At 63.1% G+C, this 20228-nt stretch carries 19 protein-coding genes; 6 read left to right on the top strand and 13 right to left on the bottom strand.

The features are described from left to right. Window positions 1-193 precede the first annotated feature (193 nt). The 5 genes from OOZ51_RS12285 to OOZ51_RS12265 all read right to left on the bottom strand — a co-directional run bounded on the left by OOZ51_RS12285 (window position 194) and on the right by OOZ51_RS12265 (window position 5399). The gene (locus OOZ51_RS12285) at window positions 194-1867 is read right to left on the bottom strand and encodes an amidohydrolase (RefSeq protein WP_265979880.1); all 1674 of its coding nucleotides are present in this window, start codon (window positions 1865-1867) and stop codon (window positions 194-196) included. Window positions 1868-1910: 43 nt separating this feature from the next. Continuing rightward, window positions 1911-2954, bottom strand: a complete 1044-nt coding sequence (locus tag OOZ51_RS12280) for a C-terminal binding protein (protein WP_265979879.1) — start codon at window positions 2952-2954, stop codon at window positions 1911-1913. Then, on the bottom strand, window positions 2944-3750 hold the full coding sequence (locus OOZ51_RS12275; protein ID WP_265979878.1) for an amino acid ABC transporter ATP-binding protein: 807 nt from the start codon (window positions 3748-3750) through the stop codon (window positions 2944-2946). The genes OOZ51_RS12280 and OOZ51_RS12275 overlap by 11 nt, the downstream gene beginning before the upstream one ends. After that, the gene (locus tag OOZ51_RS12270; protein WP_265979877.1) at window positions 3747-4481 is read right to left on the bottom strand and encodes an amino acid ABC transporter permease; all 735 of its coding nucleotides are present in this window, start codon (window positions 4479-4481) and stop codon (window positions 3747-3749) included. Before OOZ51_RS12270 ends, OOZ51_RS12275 begins: the two co-directional genes overlap by 4 nt. 69 nt (window positions 4482-4550) lie before the next feature. Continuing rightward, window positions 4551-5399: a transporter substrate-binding domain-containing protein gene (locus OOZ51_RS12265; RefSeq protein ID WP_265979876.1), complete on the bottom strand. Its 849-nt coding sequence runs from the start codon at window positions 5397-5399 to the stop codon at window positions 4551-4553. Between the two features lie 295 nt (window positions 5400-5694). On the opposite strand from OOZ51_RS12265, the gene OOZ51_RS12260 reads away from it, so the two are divergent. After that, window positions 5695-6621, top strand: a complete 927-nt coding sequence (locus OOZ51_RS12260) for an Lrp/AsnC family transcriptional regulator (protein WP_265979889.1) — start codon at window positions 5695-5697, stop codon at window positions 6619-6621. A gap of 256 nt (window positions 6622-6877) precedes the next feature. On the opposite strand, the gene OOZ51_RS12255 is transcribed toward OOZ51_RS12260, so the two are convergent. Continuing rightward, complete coding sequence (locus OOZ51_RS12255) at window positions 6878-7972, bottom strand: pyridoxal-phosphate-dependent aminotransferase family protein (protein WP_265979875.1); 1095 nt, start codon at window positions 7970-7972, stop codon at window positions 6878-6880. 295 nt (window positions 7973-8267) lie between these two features. On the opposite strand from OOZ51_RS12255, the gene uraD reads away from it, so the two are divergent. Both uraD and uraH read left to right on the top strand, forming a co-directional pair. Continuing rightward, window positions 8268-8798: a 2-oxo-4-hydroxy-4-carboxy-5-ureidoimidazoline decarboxylase gene (gene uraD, locus OOZ51_RS12250; RefSeq protein WP_265979874.1), complete on the top strand. Its 531-nt coding sequence runs from the start codon at window positions 8268-8270 to the stop codon at window positions 8796-8798. Beyond that, window positions 8795-9136, top strand: a complete 342-nt coding sequence (uraH, locus tag OOZ51_RS12245; protein WP_265979873.1) for a hydroxyisourate hydrolase — start codon at window positions 8795-8797, stop codon at window positions 9134-9136. Before uraD ends, uraH begins: the two co-directional genes overlap by 4 nt. 89 nt (window positions 9137-9225) lie before the next feature. Here the strand turns inward: uraH and OOZ51_RS12240 are convergent, their stop codons facing one another. Genes OOZ51_RS12240 through OOZ51_RS12215 form a run of 6 tightly spaced genes read right to left on the bottom strand, consistent with a single transcriptional unit; the run spans window position 9226 to window position 15969 of the window. After that, the gene (locus tag OOZ51_RS12240; RefSeq protein ID WP_265979871.1) at window positions 9226-10008 is read right to left on the bottom strand and encodes a 3-oxoacyl-ACP reductase; all 783 of its coding nucleotides are present in this window, start codon (window positions 10006-10008) and stop codon (window positions 9226-9228) included. A 43-nt stretch (window positions 10009-10051) separates the two neighbouring features. Beyond that, window positions 10052-11416, bottom strand: a complete 1365-nt coding sequence (locus OOZ51_RS12235) for an aldehyde dehydrogenase family protein (RefSeq protein ID WP_265979869.1) — start codon at window positions 11414-11416, stop codon at window positions 10052-10054. After that, on the bottom strand, window positions 11413-12219 hold the full coding sequence (locus OOZ51_RS12230) for a gamma-glutamyl-gamma-aminobutyrate hydrolase family protein (protein WP_265979868.1): 807 nt from the start codon (window positions 12217-12219) through the stop codon (window positions 11413-11415). Before OOZ51_RS12230 ends, OOZ51_RS12235 begins: the two co-directional genes overlap by 4 nt. Before the next feature lie 3 nt (window positions 12220-12222). Next, entirely contained in the window at window positions 12223-13635 is a 1413-nt protein-coding gene (locus OOZ51_RS12225; protein ID WP_323054743.1) for a glutamine synthetase family protein, read from the bottom strand. After that, window positions 13632-14366, bottom strand: a complete 735-nt coding sequence (locus tag OOZ51_RS12220; protein ID WP_265979867.1) for a FadR/GntR family transcriptional regulator — start codon at window positions 14364-14366, stop codon at window positions 13632-13634. The genes OOZ51_RS12225 and OOZ51_RS12220 overlap by 4 nt, the downstream gene beginning before the upstream one ends. 58 nt (window positions 14367-14424) lie before the next feature. Then, on the bottom strand, window positions 14425-15969 hold the full coding sequence (locus OOZ51_RS12215; protein WP_265979866.1) for an amino acid permease: 1545 nt from the start codon (window positions 15967-15969) through the stop codon (window positions 14425-14427). A 135-nt stretch (window positions 15970-16104) separates the two neighbouring features. Between OOZ51_RS12215 and OOZ51_RS12210 the strand changes: the two genes are divergently transcribed. From OOZ51_RS12210 to purM, 3 genes are all read left to right on the top strand, one after another. Then, a complete protein-coding gene (locus OOZ51_RS12210; protein ID WP_265979865.1) occupies window positions 16105-16473 on the top strand; it encodes a cell division FtsX domain-containing protein in 369 nt (122 codons plus the stop codon). Between the two features lie 62 nt (window positions 16474-16535). Then, complete coding sequence (gene purF / locus OOZ51_RS12205) at window positions 16536-18155, top strand: amidophosphoribosyltransferase (protein ID WP_265979863.1); 1620 nt, start codon at window positions 16536-16538, stop codon at window positions 18153-18155. Further along, window positions 18152-19312, top strand: coding sequence for a phosphoribosylformylglycinamidine cyclo-ligase (purM, locus tag OOZ51_RS12200; protein ID WP_265979862.1), 1161 nt, complete (start codon window positions 18152-18154; stop codon window positions 19310-19312). The genes purF and purM overlap by 4 nt, the downstream gene beginning before the upstream one ends. Before the next feature lie 88 nt (window positions 19313-19400). Here purM and OOZ51_RS12195 read toward each other — a convergent pair whose 3' ends face one another. Then, window positions 19401-20186 (bottom strand): VOC family protein, encoded by a 786-nt coding sequence (locus OOZ51_RS12195; protein WP_265979861.1) that lies wholly within the window; start codon window positions 20184-20186, stop codon window positions 19401-19403. Window positions 20187-20228: the final 42 nt, after the last annotated feature.

Here is a 20228-nt window from a genome sequence, read left to right as displayed (position 1 = left end):
TGTCTATCAGTGGTGTTTCCAAGGTTGTTGCAACTCCCGGTTTTCAGGGGGTGTTGCAACAACCGCTAGAACTCGCCCGTCCTGACCTTCTTTGATTCTCAAACCGCCCCGACACGCCGGAATGAGGGTGTGTCGCCCGAGCTGCCGGGTTCAAACAAGGTCAGGACGGCGCGGGCCAACCCAGCATGGCTCGTTAGCCCGCGTACACCCGCACGCCGTTGACCCAGGTCTCCACAACTTCGATGGTGCTGATGTCACCCTCGGGTGCTTCCAGCGGGTCCGCGGCGAGGATCACGAAGTCGGCTAGCTTGTCCGGCTCCAGGGAACCAAGGTCCTTCTCGCGTCCCATGGCCCGTGCACCGTTGATGGTGTGGGCGCGGAGGGCCTCGACGACGTCGATCTTGAGATCATCCGAGCCCAACTGGACGCCGGAGCGGGTCTTGCGAGTCACGGAGGTCTGGATGGCTTCCAGTGGTCGGGGATCGGCCACGGGCGCATCGGAGCTCATGGTCACAGGGACTGCCGCGGCAACGAATTCGCCGAGTGGGTTGAAGCGCTCGCCCGGGGATCCGATGGCATCCGTGACGCCGGGACCCCAGTTGAAGTAGTGCTGGGGCTGGTTCACCGGCATGATGCCCAGCTCGGCCATCTTGTCGATCTGCTCCAGCGTGGGCAGCCCGCAGTGCTCGATCCGGTGCCGGTGGTCGGCTCGCGGGCTCGCCTCGAGGGCCGAGCTGACCGCGTCCAGCACCAATTGGATGGCAGTGGGCGACTGCGCGTGGGTTGCCGTCTGCAGCCCGGCACTGTGCGCCTTGGCCACGAGGGCCCGGTACTCGGCCGGCTCGTGGTACAGGGAGCCGGTGCGGCAGGGATCGTCGCGGTAGCCCTCCGGGAAGTACGCAGTCCAGCCGCCGAGGGTCCCATCTGCATAGAGCTTGATCCCGGCGAAGGAAAGGAGGGAATCGCCGAACTTGTCCACGAGACCCAGTTCCAGCACCTCGTCCAGGAGGCTCGAGAGGAAGTACGCGTTGATGCGAGTCACCAATTCGCCCCGCTCCACGAGGTCCAGGTAGGCGCCAAATTCACGCTTGGTCACCTGGGCATCGCCGATAGTGGTCACGCCGTGGCCGAGGAACTCGCGCTGCGCGTGCAACAGCTGGGCGCGATGGTGCTCCTTGCTGTCTCCGAGGTGGAAGTTGGGACCGTGATGCCCCAGCTTGACTCCTTCGTCCCCGGTAAGGATGTCGCAGGCTGCGTCGGAGAGCTCGCCGGTCAGCTCGCCGTCTGCATCCCGGAAGAAGGTCCCGCCCGGCGGGTTGGGAGTGTTGCGGTCCACACCGGCCTTCGCAAGCACATATGAGTTCACCACTCCACCGTGACCGCTCGCGTTCATGACGTACACCTCGCGCGTGGTGGAGACGGTGTCGAATTCCTGCCGCGTGGGGTGGCGCTGTTCGGCCAGGTTGCGGTGCTCGTAGCCATAGCCCCGGATGGGCGTGTCGCCCGGGTTGTCGGCGGCAGCCTTCGCCAGCAGTTCCAGCATCGTGGGGATGTCCGGCGCCGCCTCCGGCCCGCAATCCACCCAGGACAGCAGCTGCCCGTACATCAGGGGGTGCGCGTGCGGGTCGATGAAGCCGGGCACCAGCGTCCGGCCCCGGAGGTCGACGACGTCGGGCACCGCCGTCGTGAGCTTAAGCGCCGCATCGCGGCACTCCTGTGGCGTCCCGACGGCGGCAACACGGTTGCCGATGACCAGCATCGCCTCCGCAACGGAGTTCAGGGCGTCGACGGTCCGGATGCGGCCGCCGAAGAACAGCGTTGCGGCGGGAGCTATGGGGGACGTTTCATGGGATGCCAGGAATGACATGGGAATGACCTTTGCGTGTTGAAGTTTGCGGTACCGCCGGTACTCAGCGGGCGGGTTCCAGCTCGAACAACGGAGTGTCCGGGGTGCCGGTGCGGGCTTGGGAAATGACGTTCTGCGCCTGGACCCTGACGTATTCGGCCAGCGTGAAGTCCGAAAGGAAGCCGACATGCGGTGTCACCAGGATCCGCGGGTGGCCCATGAGCGGGTGGTCGGCAGGTGCCGGTTCGACGTCGAGCACGTCCAGCGCCGCTCCACGGATGTGGCCGGAGTCGACGGCGGCGCGCAGGGCTCGATCGTCGATCAGCTGCCCGCGGCTGACGTTCACGAGGTAGCTGCCCGGCCGCATCGCCGCGAGGCTTTTAGCGTTGATGATGTGCTGGGTTTCCTCCGAGAGAGGCATGTGCAAAGATACGACGGCGGACTCCGCCAGCACTTCTTCAAAGCCAGTCCGGCGGATGCCCGCCTTCGCCAGCGTTTCCCTGGTGGCGGGAGTGTCCGGAAGGTAGGGATCGTAGCCGATAACCTCGCCGAAGACGCCGAAGGCCAGCTCTCCGAGACGGCTGCCGATCCGCCCGAGGCCGATGACCCCAAGCCGCTCCTGGCTGAGCCGGAACACCTTGCTGTCCGGGCGGCCGTTCCAGTCCCCTTCGGCCACTCGTTCCTGGAAGAACGGAATTTCGCGCGTGACGGCAAGGGCTAGTGCCAATGCGTGCGAGGCGACTTCCTCGGTGGCGACGCCGGGAAGGTTGCTGACCCAAATGCCGCGCTCCTTGGCGGCATCGAGGTCAACGTTGTCGAATCCCATTGAGACGAGGGCGATGATTTTCAAGCCCGGGATGGCATCCATGACCTCCGCAGTCACGGAGGCGTAGCCCACCAGCAAGGCTTCTGCGTCTTTCGCTTGCTCCGCGATGACCGCGGGGTCCTGGGTGCCGAGGTATCGGACGTCGAAACCGTTGTCTTCCAGGAGGGCGACGCCGGCGGAGTAATCGAGGTCCTCCATGTCCGTATAGACGGCGAGGGGACGGCGGTGCGTCCGCCCCGGCATCCCCGTCTCCGGCGTGGCGGACTGCGCGTTAGTGGACATGGCTCAAGAACTTCCTGGTGCGTTGGTGCTGGGGGTTGTCGAAGAACTCGTCGGGAGTGGCTTGTTCCACGATCACACCGCTGTCGAACAAGGTCACTTCATCGGCCACCCGGCGGGCGAAACGGACCTCGTGGGTGACAACGATCATGGTCATGCCGTCGTTGGCCAGGCTTTCCATAACGTCAAGTACTTCGCCCACGAGTTCGGGATCCAACGCGGAGGTCGGCTCGTCGAAGAGGAGGACGTCGGGGTTCATCACCAAGGCGCGTGCGATGGCGACCCGTTGCTGCTGGCCGCCGGACAACTCTGAGGGGAAGTGCCCGGCACGGTGCGAAAGCCCCACGCGTTGGAGCATCGCCATGGCCTGTTCTTCGGCTTCCTTGTGGTGGATGCCCTTGACGGAGGTCAGCCCGAGCATCACGTTGCGGCAGGCCGTCAGGTGCGGGAACAGGTTGAATTTCTGGAACACCATGCCAATGTTCCGGCGTTCCTTGGCGAGTTCGCGTTCGGGGAGGACCACGGCTCCGCTTACTTTCTCGCGGACACCGATGCGCCGCCCGCGGAGGAAGATCCCGCCGTCGTCGGCTGGCTCGAGTAGCGCCATCAGGCGCAACATGGTGGATTTGCCGGATCCGGAGGGACCCAGCACCGCCTTGACTTGCCCCTGACGGATATCGAATTCGACTCCTCGCAGGACATGCTGGTCCTGGTAGCTCTTGTGGAGATTCCGCGCGCTGAGTACGGGATCGTTGGTGGACCAAATTTCCTGTTTGAGTTCCGGGCCGCTGTTGGTCATGACTGCACTCCTTGGCCGACTGGTTCCAGGATGGAAGGCTTCTTGGATTTGGACCGTGAGGTCCAAACGAACTTCTTCTCCACATAGCTCTGGAGAAGCGTCAGAAGGCTCACGATGATGAGGTAGTAAACGATTGCCGCGGCGTAGTACTCGGCATAGCGGAACGTGATGTTCACACCCACCTGCGCCGTGGTGAGCAATTCCTGCAGGGAAATCACCGAGGCCAGCGAGGAAAACTTCACGAGACCGATGAATTCGTTGCCAGTGGGAGGCAGCGCCGTGCGGATGGCCTGCGGCAGGACAACTTTGAGCATGACCTTGACCGGCGACATTCCGAGCGCGCGGCCGGCCAATGCCTGTCCTTCGTCGATGCTGAGGAGTGCAGAACGGATGATCTCTGCCATAAAGGCGGCTTCCACGATGCCTAGACCGATGAACGCGGCAATGAACGGGGAGAACCAATCCTGACGCAGGACGGGGAACAGTTGGGGCAAGGCGTTCCAAATGATGAGCAGGACCAGCAGCGCCGGGATGGCCCGGAAGAACCAGGTGTACAGGCCTGCCACACCCTGGGCGATCCGGCTGTGCGAGGTGCGTCCCAGTGCAACGGCAAAGCCGATGGCCGTGGCCAGGACCAGTGAAAGCACCGCGACGGCGACGGACAGGAAAGCCCCGGACACGTAGCTCGGATTCACGAGTTGTTGGACGAAGATGTTGACATCGAACTCCATCACCAACTCCTTTCGCGTTAGGGGGCGGGGGCCGCAGGGTTGTTGCGGCCCCCGCGGGGAGGATGGCGGCTAGGGGACGTCGACGATCGTGGCGTCGAGCTTGTTGTCCTTGGCGATCTTGCCCAGGGTGCCGTCTTGGTGGAGTTCCTTCAGTGCTTGCGCGATGGCAGGAGACAAAGGATCGTTCTTGCGGGTGAACACCCCGAACGTGGTGTCCGCGGGGAAGACTCCCGGAGCCACCGCGAGTTTGCCTTCGTTCTGGGCGGCCATGTAGGCGGCCGCGACGTTGGTCTCGATCAAGGCCTCGGACTTGCCGTTGAGGACTGCAAGCACCGTTTCAGCGGTCTTGGGGTATTCAGTGAGCTTGGGCTCGTCCTTGCCGGCTTTCTTGCATTCATCCTTGAGTGCGGTGATGCGCGCGGCGTTGGCGGAAGCACTCTGCGCGGCGACGGAATGACCGCACAGATCCAGCGAGTTCTTGTAGTTCCCTGCGCTGCCTGGGGCGGCCAGGATCGCAGGTCCGGCGTTCATGACTGCTGAGGCGTCGGCGACGTCCAGTCGGGCCTTGCTCATGTAGAGGCCCCCGAAAATGGCATCGCAGCGGCGGGTCTGGAGCCCCGGCATGAGGCCATCAAACGTGGTCACTTCGAACTTGGCGTCCACGCCCCAGTGCTTGGCAAGCGCGCGGGCGGCATCGGCGTCGAACCCTACGATGTCACCGCTGGAGCCGTTGGCGTAGTACTCCAGCGGGGCGTATTCGGGGTCGATACACAGGGTGAGCTTGCCGCTCGTGGCGAGTCCCTTCGGCGCGGTGGCCGGCGCTTGCCCTGTTGAGCTGGGGGAAGCTGCGGCGGAGCAGCCGCTCAACAACAGGGCCAGCGCAGCAGCCGCCAAGGCGGGCTTCGTGAACTTGAGCATGTGCGATCTCCAATGAACTGTTGGGGTCGCGCCGAAACGCGAGTCGGAGGGCGCCGATGTGGCGCTGATCACGATGCTAGCGAAAATGCCGATCAAATCAAGCGAATCTGTCGTTTAATACTGATATGACACAGTTTTTGTACGATCGAAATGCTTCATTTATCCAAATCATTTGCATACTGCTTGACTCGTGAAAGTATTGACTACGACGGCGGCGCTTGGTCCGCCGAGGCGCCGCACCCCTGTTGGGCGCCCGTTGCCGCGGCCCGAAGACAAGGCAGTTATTGTGAAGACCATGCATGATCTGGACGACAGGCTGATCCGCCTGCTGCAGGCCGATGGCCGCGCCTCGTTCAGCGAGCTGTCCAAGCATCTGGGCGTAACGCGCTCCGCGGTGACAGCCAAGGTCAATGAACTAACGTCATCCGGCGAACTGCGGATTGTCGCCGCAGTCCATCCGCGCTTACTGGGCCTGACCGCCGTCGCGCATATTTCCATCCAGCTCAACGGTTCCGCAGGCGCGGCCCTGGAGAAGCTGAGCCAGCTGGACGGCGCAGTCTTCGCCTCCCTCACCACGGGCCGGTATGGCATCATCGCCGAACTCCGCCTGCCGACAGTGGAAAGGCTCTACGAAGACGTGGAGGCCATCCGCCTTTGCGAAGGCGTATCCGCGGTGGATGTCCTCATGTACAAAGAGGTGGTCCGTAGCCTCTTCCTCGGCAAAGAGCCACCGGATCCCCGGCTTGAACTGGACCAGACGGACCTTCTCATCATGAGCGAGCTTCAAGTGGACGGCCGCCTCGGTTTCGAAGCCCTCGGTGAACGGATCGGACTCTCGGCCAGCGCCGCCAGGATCCGGGTCCTTCGCCTGCTCGAAGCCCGTGTCATGCAGATCGGGCCCATCCGGAGCCGCTCTGGCTCCTCCCGCTCCATGGCCTTTGGCTTCGGGATCTCGACGGCGGCCGGAACCGAGGAAGCGATCGACTTCTTCGCGGCGACGCCCGGCGTGGAGTTCATCGCCAGCTGCCTTGGCCGGCACGACCTCGTGGCCACCGTGGGCGTCAGCTCCCTGGATGAAATGTACGAGGTCCTGGACAAGGCGCGGGCCATGGAATCCGTGGCAAGCGTTGAGTGCTGGCTGCACCTGAAGATCGTGCAGGAGCGATACGCCAAGCCCCTCGACAAGATGCTGGCGACGAAGGCCCAAGCCAACGGGCACTAGCCCCCCCGTTTCCCCGCCCCCCCGACCCCTCCCTCAACCCTCCCTCACATATACGGCCTTCCGAGCCAACCCTCACCCACATATACGGCCTTCCGGACCGACCCTCACCCACATTTGACGCCAAAATGGAGAATCTTCCTGCAGATGATCTGCAGGAGGATTCCGAACCTTCTGCCCAGAAGTGAGCGAGCGTTCTGGAACTGACCGTCATATGTGATCGAGCGTCCGGGGATTGGCGCCGATATGTGATCGAGCGTCAGGCCTTCGCGATCGCTTCTTCCAACGCGCCAAGGACCAGTTTCACCGATGCCCTGTTTGCATTCGGACCCATCATGCCGATCCGCCAGACGGTGGACGTAAACGCACCCGCGCCGGAACCTATCTCCATACTGAAGTTCTCCAGAAGGTAAGCGCGGACGGCGGCCGAGTCCACGCCGTCGGGCACTTTGACCGTGGTGAGGCTCGGCAATCGCGAGCCCTCGGCGGCAAACAGCTCAAGCCCCATCGCTTCAAGACCGTCCCTCAACTCGGCTCCGGCTGCACGGTGCCGCGCCTGAACGGCCGCGAGCCCCTCGGTGAGGATGCGATCCAGTCCAGCCTCGAGCCCGGCGATCATGGTCACCGGCGCAGTGTGGTGGTAGGTCCGGCTGCCGCTCGCCGCTCCGACATACCCGCCAAGAAGGCCAATATCTAGATACCAAGAACGCGGCTCCTTGATTCGCCGATCGAACGCACGCTCGGACACTGTGAAAGGGGACAAACCAGGGGGCACTCCGAGGCACTTCTGCGTGCCGGCGTAACCGATGTCGATCCCCCATTCGTCAGCCAATAACTCCAGCCCGCCGATGGACGTCACCGCGTCCACGATGAGAAGAGCATCGCCTTTACCGGCGCCGAGGGGCGCGACGTCGGACAGGACACCTGTGGAGGTCTCGGCATGGACTGCGGCTATCACCTTTGGATGGGGGTGCGCGGCAAGGACCCGCTCGGCATCCACGGGCTGGCCCCATTCGTGGTCGACGCGCACCACCGTGGCACCGCAGCGCCGGGCGACCTCGCACATGCGCTCCCCGAAAAGCCCGTTGACGGCAATCACCGCCACGTCGCCGTCGGACACTGCATTAACGAAGGCAGCCTCCATGCCGCCAGAACCAGTGGCACTCAACGGCAAGGTGCGGGCATTCCGGGTTCCCCACACCGTCCGAAGCCCCGCGCATGTCCGATCAAGGCGTTCGATGAACACGGGGTCCAGATGCCCGATCACCGGATAGGCCAATGCGGCAGTGACTTCCGGATAGCAATTGCTGGGGCCCGGTCCGAAGAGAAACCGGGAAGGCAGGACCTCGGGCATAGCGGAACTCCTTTGGCTCGTTGCTGACATTGTCCACCAGACAGCAGAGGTGAGCGAGCGTTTCGGGAAACGCCCCCAAAGGTGAGCGAGCGTCTGAGGGCCGGAGGGGGGTACCTGCGGTATTCTCTTGACACCACGGCGGTCTTTGGATTCACTATTACGTATGCTGAAATAACAGTTCCATGATGTGGAAGGTCTGAGGCGCGGAGGCGTGCAGGCTCATCCGGCAGGAATCGCCGGAGTTCCGCATAGCCAACACCATGGATGCCAGCACTCGCACGAGGAATGAACAAGCATGCAGCTTGAAGTATTCAACAGCGTGGACCGTGCGGACGCCATCAGCGTCCTCCGCCCATGCCTCGACATCCAGCGTTGGGTGGAGTACATCGCCGATGCGCGCCCTTTCAGCAGCCTGGACTCCCTGCTCCACTTCGCCCGGGAAACTGCCGAGCCGTTCACGTCGAACGAAGTGGCCGCCGCCATGGCCCACCACCCTCGGATCGGCGAACGGCCCAAGGCCCAGACCACCGAAGCCGCGATGTCCCGCTCCGAACAGGCCGGCGTCGACCCGGGCGACGACGGCGTCGTCACCGCTTTGGCCGAAGGCAACCGCGAGTACGAGGCAAAGTTCGGCCGCGTCTTCCTCATCCGCGCCGCGGGCCGGACAGCCAATGAAATCCTGGCGTCCCTCCAGGAACGGTTGACCCACACCGCGGAAGAAGAGGACGTCATCGTGGCCGGACAGTTGCGCGAAATCGCGTTGCTGCGGATTGCCGGCGTGATCAATGAGTCCAGCGCGATCAGCGAAGGAGTGCCCAACAAATGAGCGTTTCCCAGATAACCACCCACATCCTGGACACCGGCTCCGGCCGCCCGGCGGCGGGCGTCGCCGTCGTTCTTTCAGTGCGCGACGGCGACAACTGGAGGCACGTAGCTAGTGGCACCACCGATGCGGATGGCCGGATCAAGGATCTGGGCCCCGAAAGGGTCGACGGCGGCAGCTACCGGTTGAACTTTGCGACCGGTCCGTATTACAAGGCACAGGGTGTGGACACCTTTTTCCCGGAAGTGGACTTGAGCTTCACGGTGTCCGACGCCGGCGAGCACTACCACGTGCCGCTCTTGCTCAGCCCGTTCGCGTTCTCCACATACCGGGGGAGTTAGTTCTTCCCGTCGATTGCTCCGTCACAGTCGTTTTGGGGTCCCAAAAGGACCGTGACGGAGCAATCGATGTAGGCGGAAAGACCTCCCCGTTAATCGATCGGGGTGACGTAAGCTCCGGAGATTCCGCCGTCAACCATGAAGGTCGATGCGGTAATGAACGAGGCGTCGTCGCTCGCCAGGAAGGCGACCGCGGCGGCCAGTTCCTCGGGCTCTGCGAAACGGCCCAGAGGCACGTGGACCAATCGCCGCGCGGCCCGCTCGGGATCGGAGGCGAAAAGTTCCTTCAGCAACGGAGTGTTGACCGGTCCTGGGCACAGTGCGTTGATTCGCACGCCCTTACGCGCGAATTCGACGCCCAGCTCACGGGTCATGGCCAGCACTCCGCCCTTGGAAGCGCTGTAGGAGATCTGCGAAGTGGCCGCACCCATCACGGCCACAAAGGACGCGGTGTTGATGATCGAGCCCTTGCCCTGCTCCAACATGTACGGCAGCGCGTATTTGCAGCAGTAATAGACGCTGGTCAGGTTGACCTCCTGGACCCGGCGCCAGGCGTCGATTCCGGTGTCAAGGATGGAAGCATCGTCCGGCGGCGAAATGCCCGCATTGTTGAACGCGATATCCACGCTGCCGTAGTGGCTCTTGGCGGCGGCGAAGAGGTCGATCACTTCCTGCTCGTCCGTGACATTGACCTTCACGAAGATGCCATCGACGGCGGCCGCGGCTGCTTCTCCAGCCGCCGGATCGATATCGGCGATGACCACATTGGCACCCTCCGAGGCGAAACGCTTTGCCGTGGCCAAGCCGATCCCGCTCCCGCCGCCGGTGATGACGGCGGTGCGGTCCTTGAGTCGGTTTGAAATGAATTCGGTCATGGTGATCTCTCCTTGAATGATGTGGCTTCCAAAGTTGGCGGGGTCAGTGTGCGATGAAAACGTTCTTTACTTCGCTGAAGGAATCGAGCGCGTCGGGACCAAGTTCGCGGCCCAGGCCCGACTGCTTAAAGCCGCCGAACGGCGTCGAATACCGGACTGAAGAGTGGGAGTTCACCGAGAGGTTTCCGGCATCCACTCCGCGTGCCACGCGCAAGGCCCGGCCGATGTCTTGCGTCCAGATGGATCCGGAGAGGCCGTATTCGGTGTCATTGGCGATCCTTACGGCGTCCGCCTCATCGTTGAAGGGTAAGACGACGACGACAGGTCCGAAGATTTCCTCACGCACCGCCGGATCGTCAAACGAATCGGGAGCCAGAACGGTGGGCGGGAACCAGAAACCGGGCCCTTCGGGAACCTCGCCCTGGAAAGCTATGGGTGCCCCCGAAGGCACAAACCCCGCGACGGTTTCCCGCTGCCGGGCGGAAATCAAGGGCCCCATGACGGTGCTTTCATCCGACGGGTCGCCAACTTTGACAGCCCGAACGGCGGGTTCCAAGAGTTCAAGAAAGGCATCGTAGGCAGACTTTTCCACCAGGATCCGCGACCTGGCGCAGCAGTCCTGGCCGGCGTTGTCGAACGCACCTCCGGGAGCTGCGGCTGCTGCGGCCGGAAGGTCGGCGTCGGCGAATACGATGTTCGCGCTCTTGCCACCCAACTCGAGGGTCACTCGCTTCACTTGGTCGGCACAACCGGCCATGATCTGCTTGCCAACCCCGGTGGACCCGGTAAAGACGACCTTTCGCACCGCGGGGTGGGTCACGAAGCGCGCGCCCACCACGGACCCCTTTCCCGGGATGATGGTCAGCACGCCGTCGGGCAGTCCAGCCTCGCGCGCCAGCTCACCCAGCCTGATTGCCGTCAGCGGCGTAAGTTCTGCTGGTTTGAGTACCACCGTGTTGCCTGCCGCGAGTGCCGGCGCGAAGCCCCACGCCGCGATCGGCATGGGAAAGTTCCAGGGAACGATAATGCCTACGACGCCCAGCGGCTCGTGGAACGTCACATCGAGGCCTCCGGCAACGGGGATCTGCCGCCCAAAATGCCGCTCAGGAGCCGCCGAGTAGTAGCTGATGACGTCGCGCGCATTGCCCGCTTCCCAGCGGGCGTTGCCAATAGTATGTCCCGCGTTACGGACCTCCAGTTGTGCGAGGTTCTCCAGATCGGCGTCGACGGCGGCCGCGAACCGGCGCAAGAGCAGTGCCCGGTCCGACGGCGACACTTTCCGCCAGGACTCAAAGGCGGCCGCCGCGCGAGCAATCAGGGCGTCAGTCTCCGCGAGGGATGTGAGCTCAACGGTTTGAAGGAATTCTTCGTTGGCCGGATTGATGATGTCAAAAGTTGTGGCACTCACGCCCGGCTCTTTTCTGTTGGTTTGAACTGCGTCGATGAGTCGAGGCGGTCAGCGTAGGGTTCGCCGTCCCGGTAGCGCCTGGCCGACTCGATGAACCCTTCAAAGAGGCGCAGATCGGAGGGGTTATGTTCCGGGTGAAACTGAACGCCAAGCGCCCAGCTTCCCTGGGTCGATTCGACAGCCTCAATCGTGCCGTCTGTTGCATAGGCCGTGACGCAAAGTCCGTCTGCCACCCGGTCCAGAATTTGGTGGTGGTAGACGGGCGCCGATGCCCGCTCGCCCAGTAGCTCCGCGATGATGCTCCCCGGCCGAGTACCGAACTCAACCTCGCCATGGACTCCAGGGGCGGGTTGGTAGTTCGCCTCGGGCAGCACGTCCGGCACATGCTGGATGAGGTTTCCGCCCAAGGCCACGTTCAGGATTTGCGCACCGCGGCAGATCGCGAAAAGAGGAATGCCCTTCTCCAAAGCGGCCAGCGTCAGCGCGATGTCGTGTTCGTCACGCTCGGGCTGGCTGCGAGTGCTTGGGTGAGGCTCGGCGTCGTAGTTTCCGGGATCGACGTCGGCCCCTCCCACCACAATGAGGCCATCCACCAGGTCAAGTACGGAAGTATCGGTGCCGATAGGCGGCAGCAGGAGAGGTGTGCCGCCGGCCGCTACGACGGCTTCCAAATATGTACCCGGCAGAACTGCCGCTGTTGCGTCCCAAACCCCCCATTTCGCGTTTTGAAGGTAGGTGGTGAGGGCGATGCGAGGAGGCCGGTTTGAATCGAGTGCAGGGCCGGGCGTCTGGTTCTGAGTCATTGCCTACAGCCTTTCAAAGCCGCGGCGGAGCTCCCAGTCCGTGATGGCGGACTCAAAAGCTGCCAGTTCGACGTCGGCGTAGTTCACGTAGTGCCGCACCACTTCCTCACCGAAGACTTCCTTGGCGATCACCGAGCTGGCGAACAGTTCCCGGGCCTCCCGCAAAGTCGTCGGCACGGTGGGAGCACCCGAAGCGTACGCACTCCCAATGGTTGCCGGTTCGAGTTCGAGCTCATTTTCGATTCCGTAAAGCCCGCCGGCAAGCATGGCCGACAGAGCCAAATACGGGTTGACATCGCCACCGGGCAGCCGGTTTTCCAGCCGTGCGCTTTGACCATGCCCCACCAGGCGTACCGAGCACGTGCGGTTGTCGAGGCCCCAGGCTACCGCCGTCGGAGCGAAGGATCCTTTGACGAACCGCTTGTAGGAGTTGATGTTTGGGGCGTAAAAGAGCGTGAATTCCCGCATCGTGGCAAGCACTCCAGCGATGAAGTGATCGTAGGTTTTGGTTCGGGCTCCGGAGGCCTTGTCCCAGAAGACCAGCTCGTCATCCAGTCCACGGAGGGACAGGTGGATGTGGCAGGAATTGCCCTCGCGCTCGTTGGGCTTGGCCATGAAAGTAATGGATTGGCCCATGTCGTGGGCGATGTCCTTGGCGGCGGTCTTGTAGACGGAATGGTTGTCCGCGGTGGTCACCACTTCGTCGAACTTGAACGCGATCTCGTGTTGGCCGAAGTTGCATTCGCCTTTGGCGGATTCCACGGTCATTCCGGCTGCGTACATCTCGTTCCGGATCCGGCGAAGGAGTGGTTCCACCCGGCCGGATCCCAGGAGCGAGTAGTCCACGTTGTATTGATTGGCAGGAGTGAGGTGTTTGTAATCCAGGTCCCATGCCTGCTCGTAGGAGTCGTTGTAGACCACAAACTCAAGCTCGGTTCCGGCAAGCGCCTTCCATCCGTGCTCGGCCGCTTTGGCCGCCTGGCGCTTGAGCATGGCGCGCGGTGAAACCGAGACCGGGGTGCCGTCGGTCGTGGATAAATCGCATTGGATCAACGCGCTTCCCTCGCGGTAGGGAAGGATGCGGATGGTGTCCAAATCCATGTCGAAGACCATGTCGCCATAGCCTTTGTCCCACGAGGAAATGTCATAGCCATCGACGGTGTTCATTTCGGTATCAACCGCGAGGAGGTAGTTACAGCCTTCGGTGCCGTGCTCCAGGACGGAATCCAGGAAGAATTGCGCATGAAGGAGCTTGCCCTGCAGCCTGCCCTGCATGTCGGTGAAGCCGAGAATCACGGTGTCTATGAGGCCTTCGCCAATCTGCGCTTTGAGTTGCTCAACGGTGAGCATGCGGTCATTGCGCGGGTGAACGGTGGTACCCACAGTGTTCGAAATGTCGTTCATGGTGCTGCTCATTTCAGTAGTCCCTTGAGTAGTGCGGCAGTGGATTCGCAATGCAATTCCATGACGCTTCGGGCCGCTGCAGGCTCGCCGTCGAGGATGGCCTGCACTATCAATCGATGTTCTTGGTTTGAATGTTCGATGTTCCGCTGCAGAAAGGGGATTTCCGCCAGGAATTCGTGGATCTTTGTCTGGATGGTGGTGCTGGCCTTGTTGAGTTCGGACGAGCCCGCAACGGCAGAAAAAGCCAGGTGAAGGCGGGCATCTGCTTGCCTGTATTCCACCGGTGAACCCGCGTTTTCGACCTCGGCCAACGAGTCAGTCAGAAGCCGTCGCTGATCCTCGCTGAGCCGCATCGAGGCCGCCCGCTGGCAGGCCCCGGGTTCAATCACCGAACGGAAGATGAGGATGTCGCTGATCTCCTCCTGCCGGTCCTTGTTGCCAAGACGCTCCGGCGGGCGGGCGTTGCCAACCGGTTCGACGATGGTTCCGCCACCCCTTCCGCGGACGGTCGTGACGAAGCCGGCGGCGCGCAATGCGCTGATCGCTTCCCGCAACGTCGCCCGGGAGACCTGCATACGCTCGGCCAGGTCGCGCTCCGGTGGTAGCCGCTCGCCCGTTTTGAAGATGCCCAGCTGAATGGCGGACCCCAAGTGCTCCACACACGATTCGAAGGCCATGTGTCCGCGCACGGGAAGCAAGACCGTCTCCAGCAGGGGGGATTCAATCGGTTCGGCGAACAACATGGTGGCCTTCCTTGTGGGAGGCCACCGGCGGAGAACCGCCGGCGGCCCGCGAGTGTTGCTAGTTGAGCAGCTTATCGGCGTCGATCGTCAGGTGTTCCTGCTCGGCGCTCGTCATGAACGTCCTGCGCCCCGTGGTGTACCAAAGCACGGTGGCAAGGAGGAAGACCACCGCGACGGCTATTGGCGCGTAGTTGAAGGTGTCGATGGTGATGTCTGCGACCGGCGGAAGAACGAAGAGAATCACGATGATCGCAACCCACACGATCGCGATCCAGTTGATGACGGGACTCCACTTGCCCAGGTGCCACGGGCCGGGGGTGAAGTTCTTGTTGAGCCTGCGGAGCAACACCGGGGTGATGTACGCGATGTAGAGGCCAATGACGGCGACGCTCGTCACGGCAAAATAGGCGGTCGTGTTGAACAGGGCAGGCGAGGCGAGCACAATGGCGCAGCCAACGCAGAGCCAGATCGAATTTGTGGGGGTGCCGCTCCGGGCGTTGACCTTGGCCCAGATGCGGGACCCCGGCAGGGCGTTGTCTCGGGAGAACGCGTAGGTCATGCGCGAGTTGGCAGTCACTGACGCCATCCCGCAGAAGAACTGCGCGCCCACCACGATGGCGAGCAAGAACTTCGCTACGCCGGGATTGCCCAGCGCATCGAGGAAAATCTGCGCTGGCGGCAAGCCAGTTGCGGTAGCGCCAAGGGTGGTTAGCCCGTCCTCCGAGCCGTCAGGGATCGCGGCGACCAGCGAGTAGAGCAGAATCCACCCACCAATAATGGAGATGACCACGCTCATGACAATCCCCTTCGGGGCTGCGATGGCGGCGTTTTTGGTCTCCTCGGCAACGTGGGCCGAAGCATCGTAGCCAGTGTAGGTGTACTGCGACATGAGCAGGCCCATGAGGAAGACATAGGGCCCGAAGGTGAAGCCGGTCTCGTTATGCCACGCCGTCATAGTCCAGTCGAAGGACTGGTGGCTCGTGGGCATGATCCACAGCGCCGCCACGATAATTGCCACACCAACAATGTGCCACCAAGCAGAGACATTGGACAGGAAACTGACAATCTTGACGCCGAAACTGTTGAGCAGGGCGTGGATGATCATCAGGACGACGAACAGTGCGAAGGTACCGCCGGCGGTGGGCTCGACGCCGAATGTCAGTGCCGCGAAAGCCATCATTGTTGTGGCGCAGCCGAAGTCGATTGCGGCTGTGACCGCCACCTCGCCGAGGAAATTGAACCAGCCGACGTACCAGGCCCAGGCCCGCTTGTTCCGCTTGGCGAGCCTCCCGGCCCAGAAATAGAGGCCACCGGCCGTGGGGTATCGCGAACAGACCTCGGCCATGGAAAGTGCCACGCACAGGACCAAGACGCCAACCAGCGGCCAACCCACGTTGATGGCAGCCGGGCCACCGGATTTGAGCGCAATGCTGAAGGAGGTGATGCAGCCAGCGAGAATCGAAATGATGGAAAACGAGACTGCGAAGTTGGAGAAGCCGGACATGCCGCGATGTAGCTCTTGCTTGTAGCCAAGCTCGGCGAGGGCCGCAGCATCTGCGTCTTGCACAGCCTGCACCTTCGCTGCCGTAGAACGATCACTCATGATTATTCTCTTTCTAAACGGAGGGGGGAACGGGCCGACACCGCTCGCATCGATAGTGACCCACTTCACAGCGATATGTCAATGGTCTGACTTCAAACCATAAACCGGCCTGCCCGAAACGGTAGGCTGGAAGGCATGATTTCCGACGACTCGAACGCTGACGGCACGCCAAAGAACGGCACGGCACAGAATGGCACCGGGCACGACGGCGGCCCCGAACGCCGCGGGGTCACGGTCCGCCGTGCACCCAAGTTCATTCCGTTCCTGGCACTTGGCGGGGTAGTCGGGATCATCGCCGCCGCTTTCGTGGCTTACGGACTCCCGGGCGACCCCAGCTTCGACCGCAGCGCAGTCTTCGGCTTCTTCCTCGTGGCCTTCGCTGCCGGGGGCGTACTGCTCGGCGCCGTCGCCGCGCTTGTCCTGGACAAGGTCAGCGTGCGGCGTTCCCAGCGCGCCGTCGTCGAGTCCTTGCCGGACTCAAACGAGGACGACGCCGGAGCATAGGATCCGGGTCACAAAGACGCGTGCGGGAAAATACCACGCCAACATCATGCGACAATTGACCAGTGGCACGTGGCGACGGAAAACTTTCTCATGATCTTCTCCCCGACGAAAAAGGACCTCAGGACGCTTGTGGCGTCTTCGGGGTCTGGGCGCCGGGCGAAGAAGTAGCAAAACTCACCTATTACGGGCTGTATGCGCTGCAGCACCGCGGACAAGAATCGGCTGGTATTGCTACCAGTGACGGCAAGCGCATCAATGTCTACAAGGACATGGGCCTCGTGTCCCAGGTCTTCGACGAGACGACGCTGAACACCCTCACCGGGCACCTCGCCGTCGGCCACTGCCGTTACTCCACCACCGGAGCGAGCCACTGGGCCAACGCACAGCCCACCCTCGGCGCAACGGCCACCGGAACCGTGGCCCTCGCCCACAACGGCAACCTGACTAACACTGCCGAACTCAGGGAAAGGATCCTCGAGCTCAACGGCGGCCAGTTGACCGGCGAAATGAAGCAGGGCAATACCTCGGACACCGCCTTGGTCACCGCCCTCCTCGAAGGCGAAGAAGGCAAGACCCTCGAACAGACCGCCCTTGAGCTGTTGCCCAAGATCCGCGGCGGTTTCTGTTTCGTCTTCATGGACGAAGGCACCCTCTACGCAGCCCGCGACACCTACGGCATCCGCCCCTTGTGCCTTGGCCGCCTTGAGCGCGGCTGGGTTGTCGCCTCGGAGCAGTCCGCGTTGGCAACCGTCGGCGCGAGCTTCATTCGCGAGATCGAGCCCGGCGAGTTCATCGCCATTGACGAGAACGGCGTCCGTTCCCAGCGCTTCGCGGACGCGACGCCGGCCGGTTGCGTTTTCGAGTACGTCTACCTTGCGCGCCCCGACGCTTCGATTGCCGGGCGCTCCGTGTACGAGTCCCGCGTGGAGATGGGCCGCCAGCTGGCCCGTGAAAACACCCAGGTAGCGGACATCGTCATCCCGGTCCCCGAATCCGGCACCCCCGCCGCGGTCGGCTACGCCGAGGAATCCGGTATCCCGTTCGCCCATGGCTTCGTGAAGAACTCCTACGTGGGCCGTACGTTCATCCAGCCCTCACAGACTCTGCGGCAGCTCGGGATCCGGCTCAAGCTCAACGCCCTCGAATCGGTGATCCGCGGCAAGCGCGTGGTGGTAGTGGACGACTCGATCGTCCGCGGCAACACCCAGCGCGCCATCGTCCGGATGCTCCGCGAAGCCGGCGCCGCGGCCGTCCACATCAAGATCTCCTCCCCGCCGGTCCAGTGGCCCTGCTTCTACGGCATCGATTTCGCATCCCGCGCGGAACTGATCGCCAACGGTGCCACCATCGAGGAAATTTCCCAGGCCATCGGCGCGGATTCCCTCGCCTACATTTCCGAAGACGGCATGATCGGCGCCACCCAGCAGCCCCGCGAACGCCTCTGTACCGCGTGCTTCACTGGCCAGTACCCCATCGAGCTTCCGGGCTCGGACAAACTGGGCAAGAACCTGCTGGAGCGCACCGACCTCGGCGGGCTGCCGACGTCGGGCATTTCTGGCGGAGCCGACAACGCAGACTTGGACGACCCGGCTAACAAGCCCGGCGCCACGGGCTGCGATCCCGGACCCGACGCCGAGTTTGAGAACCTGCTGACCGACGCCGATAAGAAAGAGTCTGTATGACCTCCGCATCCTCCGCCGCTGAGAACACAACCGGCATCACCTACGCGTCCGCGGGCGTCGACGTCGAAGCGGGAGACCGCGCCGTCGAACTCATGAAGGACGCCGTCAAGGCGACCCACAACAGCTCAGTGCTCGGCGGCGTCGGCGGTTTCGCCGGCCTGTACGACGTCTCCAAGCTGCTCACGTACAAGAGGCCCCTGCTGGCCACGTCCACTGACGGCGTCGGCACCAAGGTGGCTATCGCGCAGGCCATGGACATCCACGACACCATCGGCTTCGACTTGGTCGGCATGGTAGTGGACGACATCGTGGTGGTGGGTGCCGAGCCGCTCTTCATGACCGACTACATCGCTTGCGGCAAGGTTGTCCCCGAGCGCATCGCGGACATCGTTCGCGGCATTGCCGCTGCCTGTTCGGTTGCGGGAACCGCCCTGGTGGGCGGCGAGACCGCCGAGCACCCTGGCCTGCTGGGTGAGAACGAGTACGACGTCGCCGGTGCAGCTACCGGTGTTGTCGAAGCCGACGCCCTGCTTGGCCCGGACCGCGTCCGCGCCGGCGACGTCGTGATCGGCATGGCGTCTTCCGGCCTTCACTCCAACGGGTACTCCCTGGTCCGCCGCGTGATCAACCACGCTGGTTGGGCCCTGGACCGCCAGGTCTCCGAACTCGGCCGCACCTTGGGTGAAGAGCTCCTGGAACCGACCCGCGTCTACGCCGCCGATTGCCTGGACCTCGCCCGCGCCTTCCCGGTTTCCGGCCTCGGCACCGCGGCTGGTGCCGTCCATGGCTTCAGCCACGTTACCGGCGGCGGTTTGGCAGCCAACTTGGCCCGTGTCCTGCCGCAGGGCCTGGTGGCCACGGTTGACCGCGCCACATGGGAATTGCCGGCCATCTTCAAGCTGGTGTCCGAGCTCGGCAATGTGCCCCTGGCCGATCTCGAGCGCACACTCAACCTGGGCGTCGGGATGGTGGCCATTGTGTCCCCGGAGATCGCGGACGCCGCTGTTTCCCGCCTCAATGAGCGCGGCCTGCCGTCGTGGGTCATGGGTACTGTTGCCGCGGATTCCGCATCCGTGGACAAGAGCGGCCCGGACTATGTCCAGGGTGCCAAGGGCGTCGACGGCGGCGCGGTGCGCCTGGTCAACGCTTACGCCTAAGGGTTCTTAACGCAAACGAGTGCCCACCCACCGGCCGTTCTGGCCGTTGGGTGGGCACTCGTTTGTTTAAGGCCTAGTTGTTTAAGGCCTAGTTGCTTTCGCCAGCCATCACGCTGAAGGCCGCTCCGGCGGGATCACCGAGAACTGCCATGCGGCCGATGCCGGGAACGTCGAAGGCAGGAGCGAAGACCTGGGCTCCGAGCTCCACGGCCTTCGCCACGGATTCATTGACGTCGGCCACATTGAAGTACGTCATCCAGAACGGCGGCACACCTTCCATGGGCTGCTTCATGGCTCCGGCCACGGACTTTCCATCTACTACGAGCTGCGTGTACTCCTGCAGATCGCCGGCCGCGGCCGTCTCGCTGGAGCATCCCGTCACGGCCTCATAGAACGCCACGGCCTTGATGACGTCGTTCGTCTGCAGTTCGCTCCAGACCACAGTGCCGGGCTCGTTGACCAACCCGGCACCGTGGTGGTTTCCGGCTTCCCAGAAACCAATCTGCGCGCCGGTGGGATCGGCGGCGAAGAACATGCGGCCGCTTCCGTTGGGGACGCTGTCCGGCGGGAACAAGATGTTGCCACCGGCCGCCGTCGCGCGTTCAGCTGCCTCGTCGACCGAATCGACGGCAAGGTAGTTCGCCCAGTAGGACGGCACACCGGCCGCTGCCATGTCCGGCATTTGCTGCATCATGCCCGCGACGTAGCGGTCCTGCAGCTTGGCCATGTAGTAGGTCATGCCGTTACCGGCATCCATCGCGTCCAATTCCCAGCCGAACAGATCACCATAGAAGGCCTTGGAAGCCTCAATGTCCGACGACGACAGGTCCACCCAACACGGAGTTCCCTGCTTGTAGCTATCAACCTGCGGCATTGCTATCCCTTCGTTGAAGATGCCGGCATACGCCAGCGGATA

It is taken from the genome of Arthrobacter rhizophilus (assembly GCF_026241105.1).
In the GTDB taxonomy this organism is placed as follows: Bacteria; Actinomycetota; Actinomycetes; order Actinomycetales; family Micrococcaceae; genus Arthrobacter.
The sequence above is the reverse complement of the archived record's forward strand: the minus strand, read 5'-3'. Positions and strand labels throughout refer to the sequence as shown.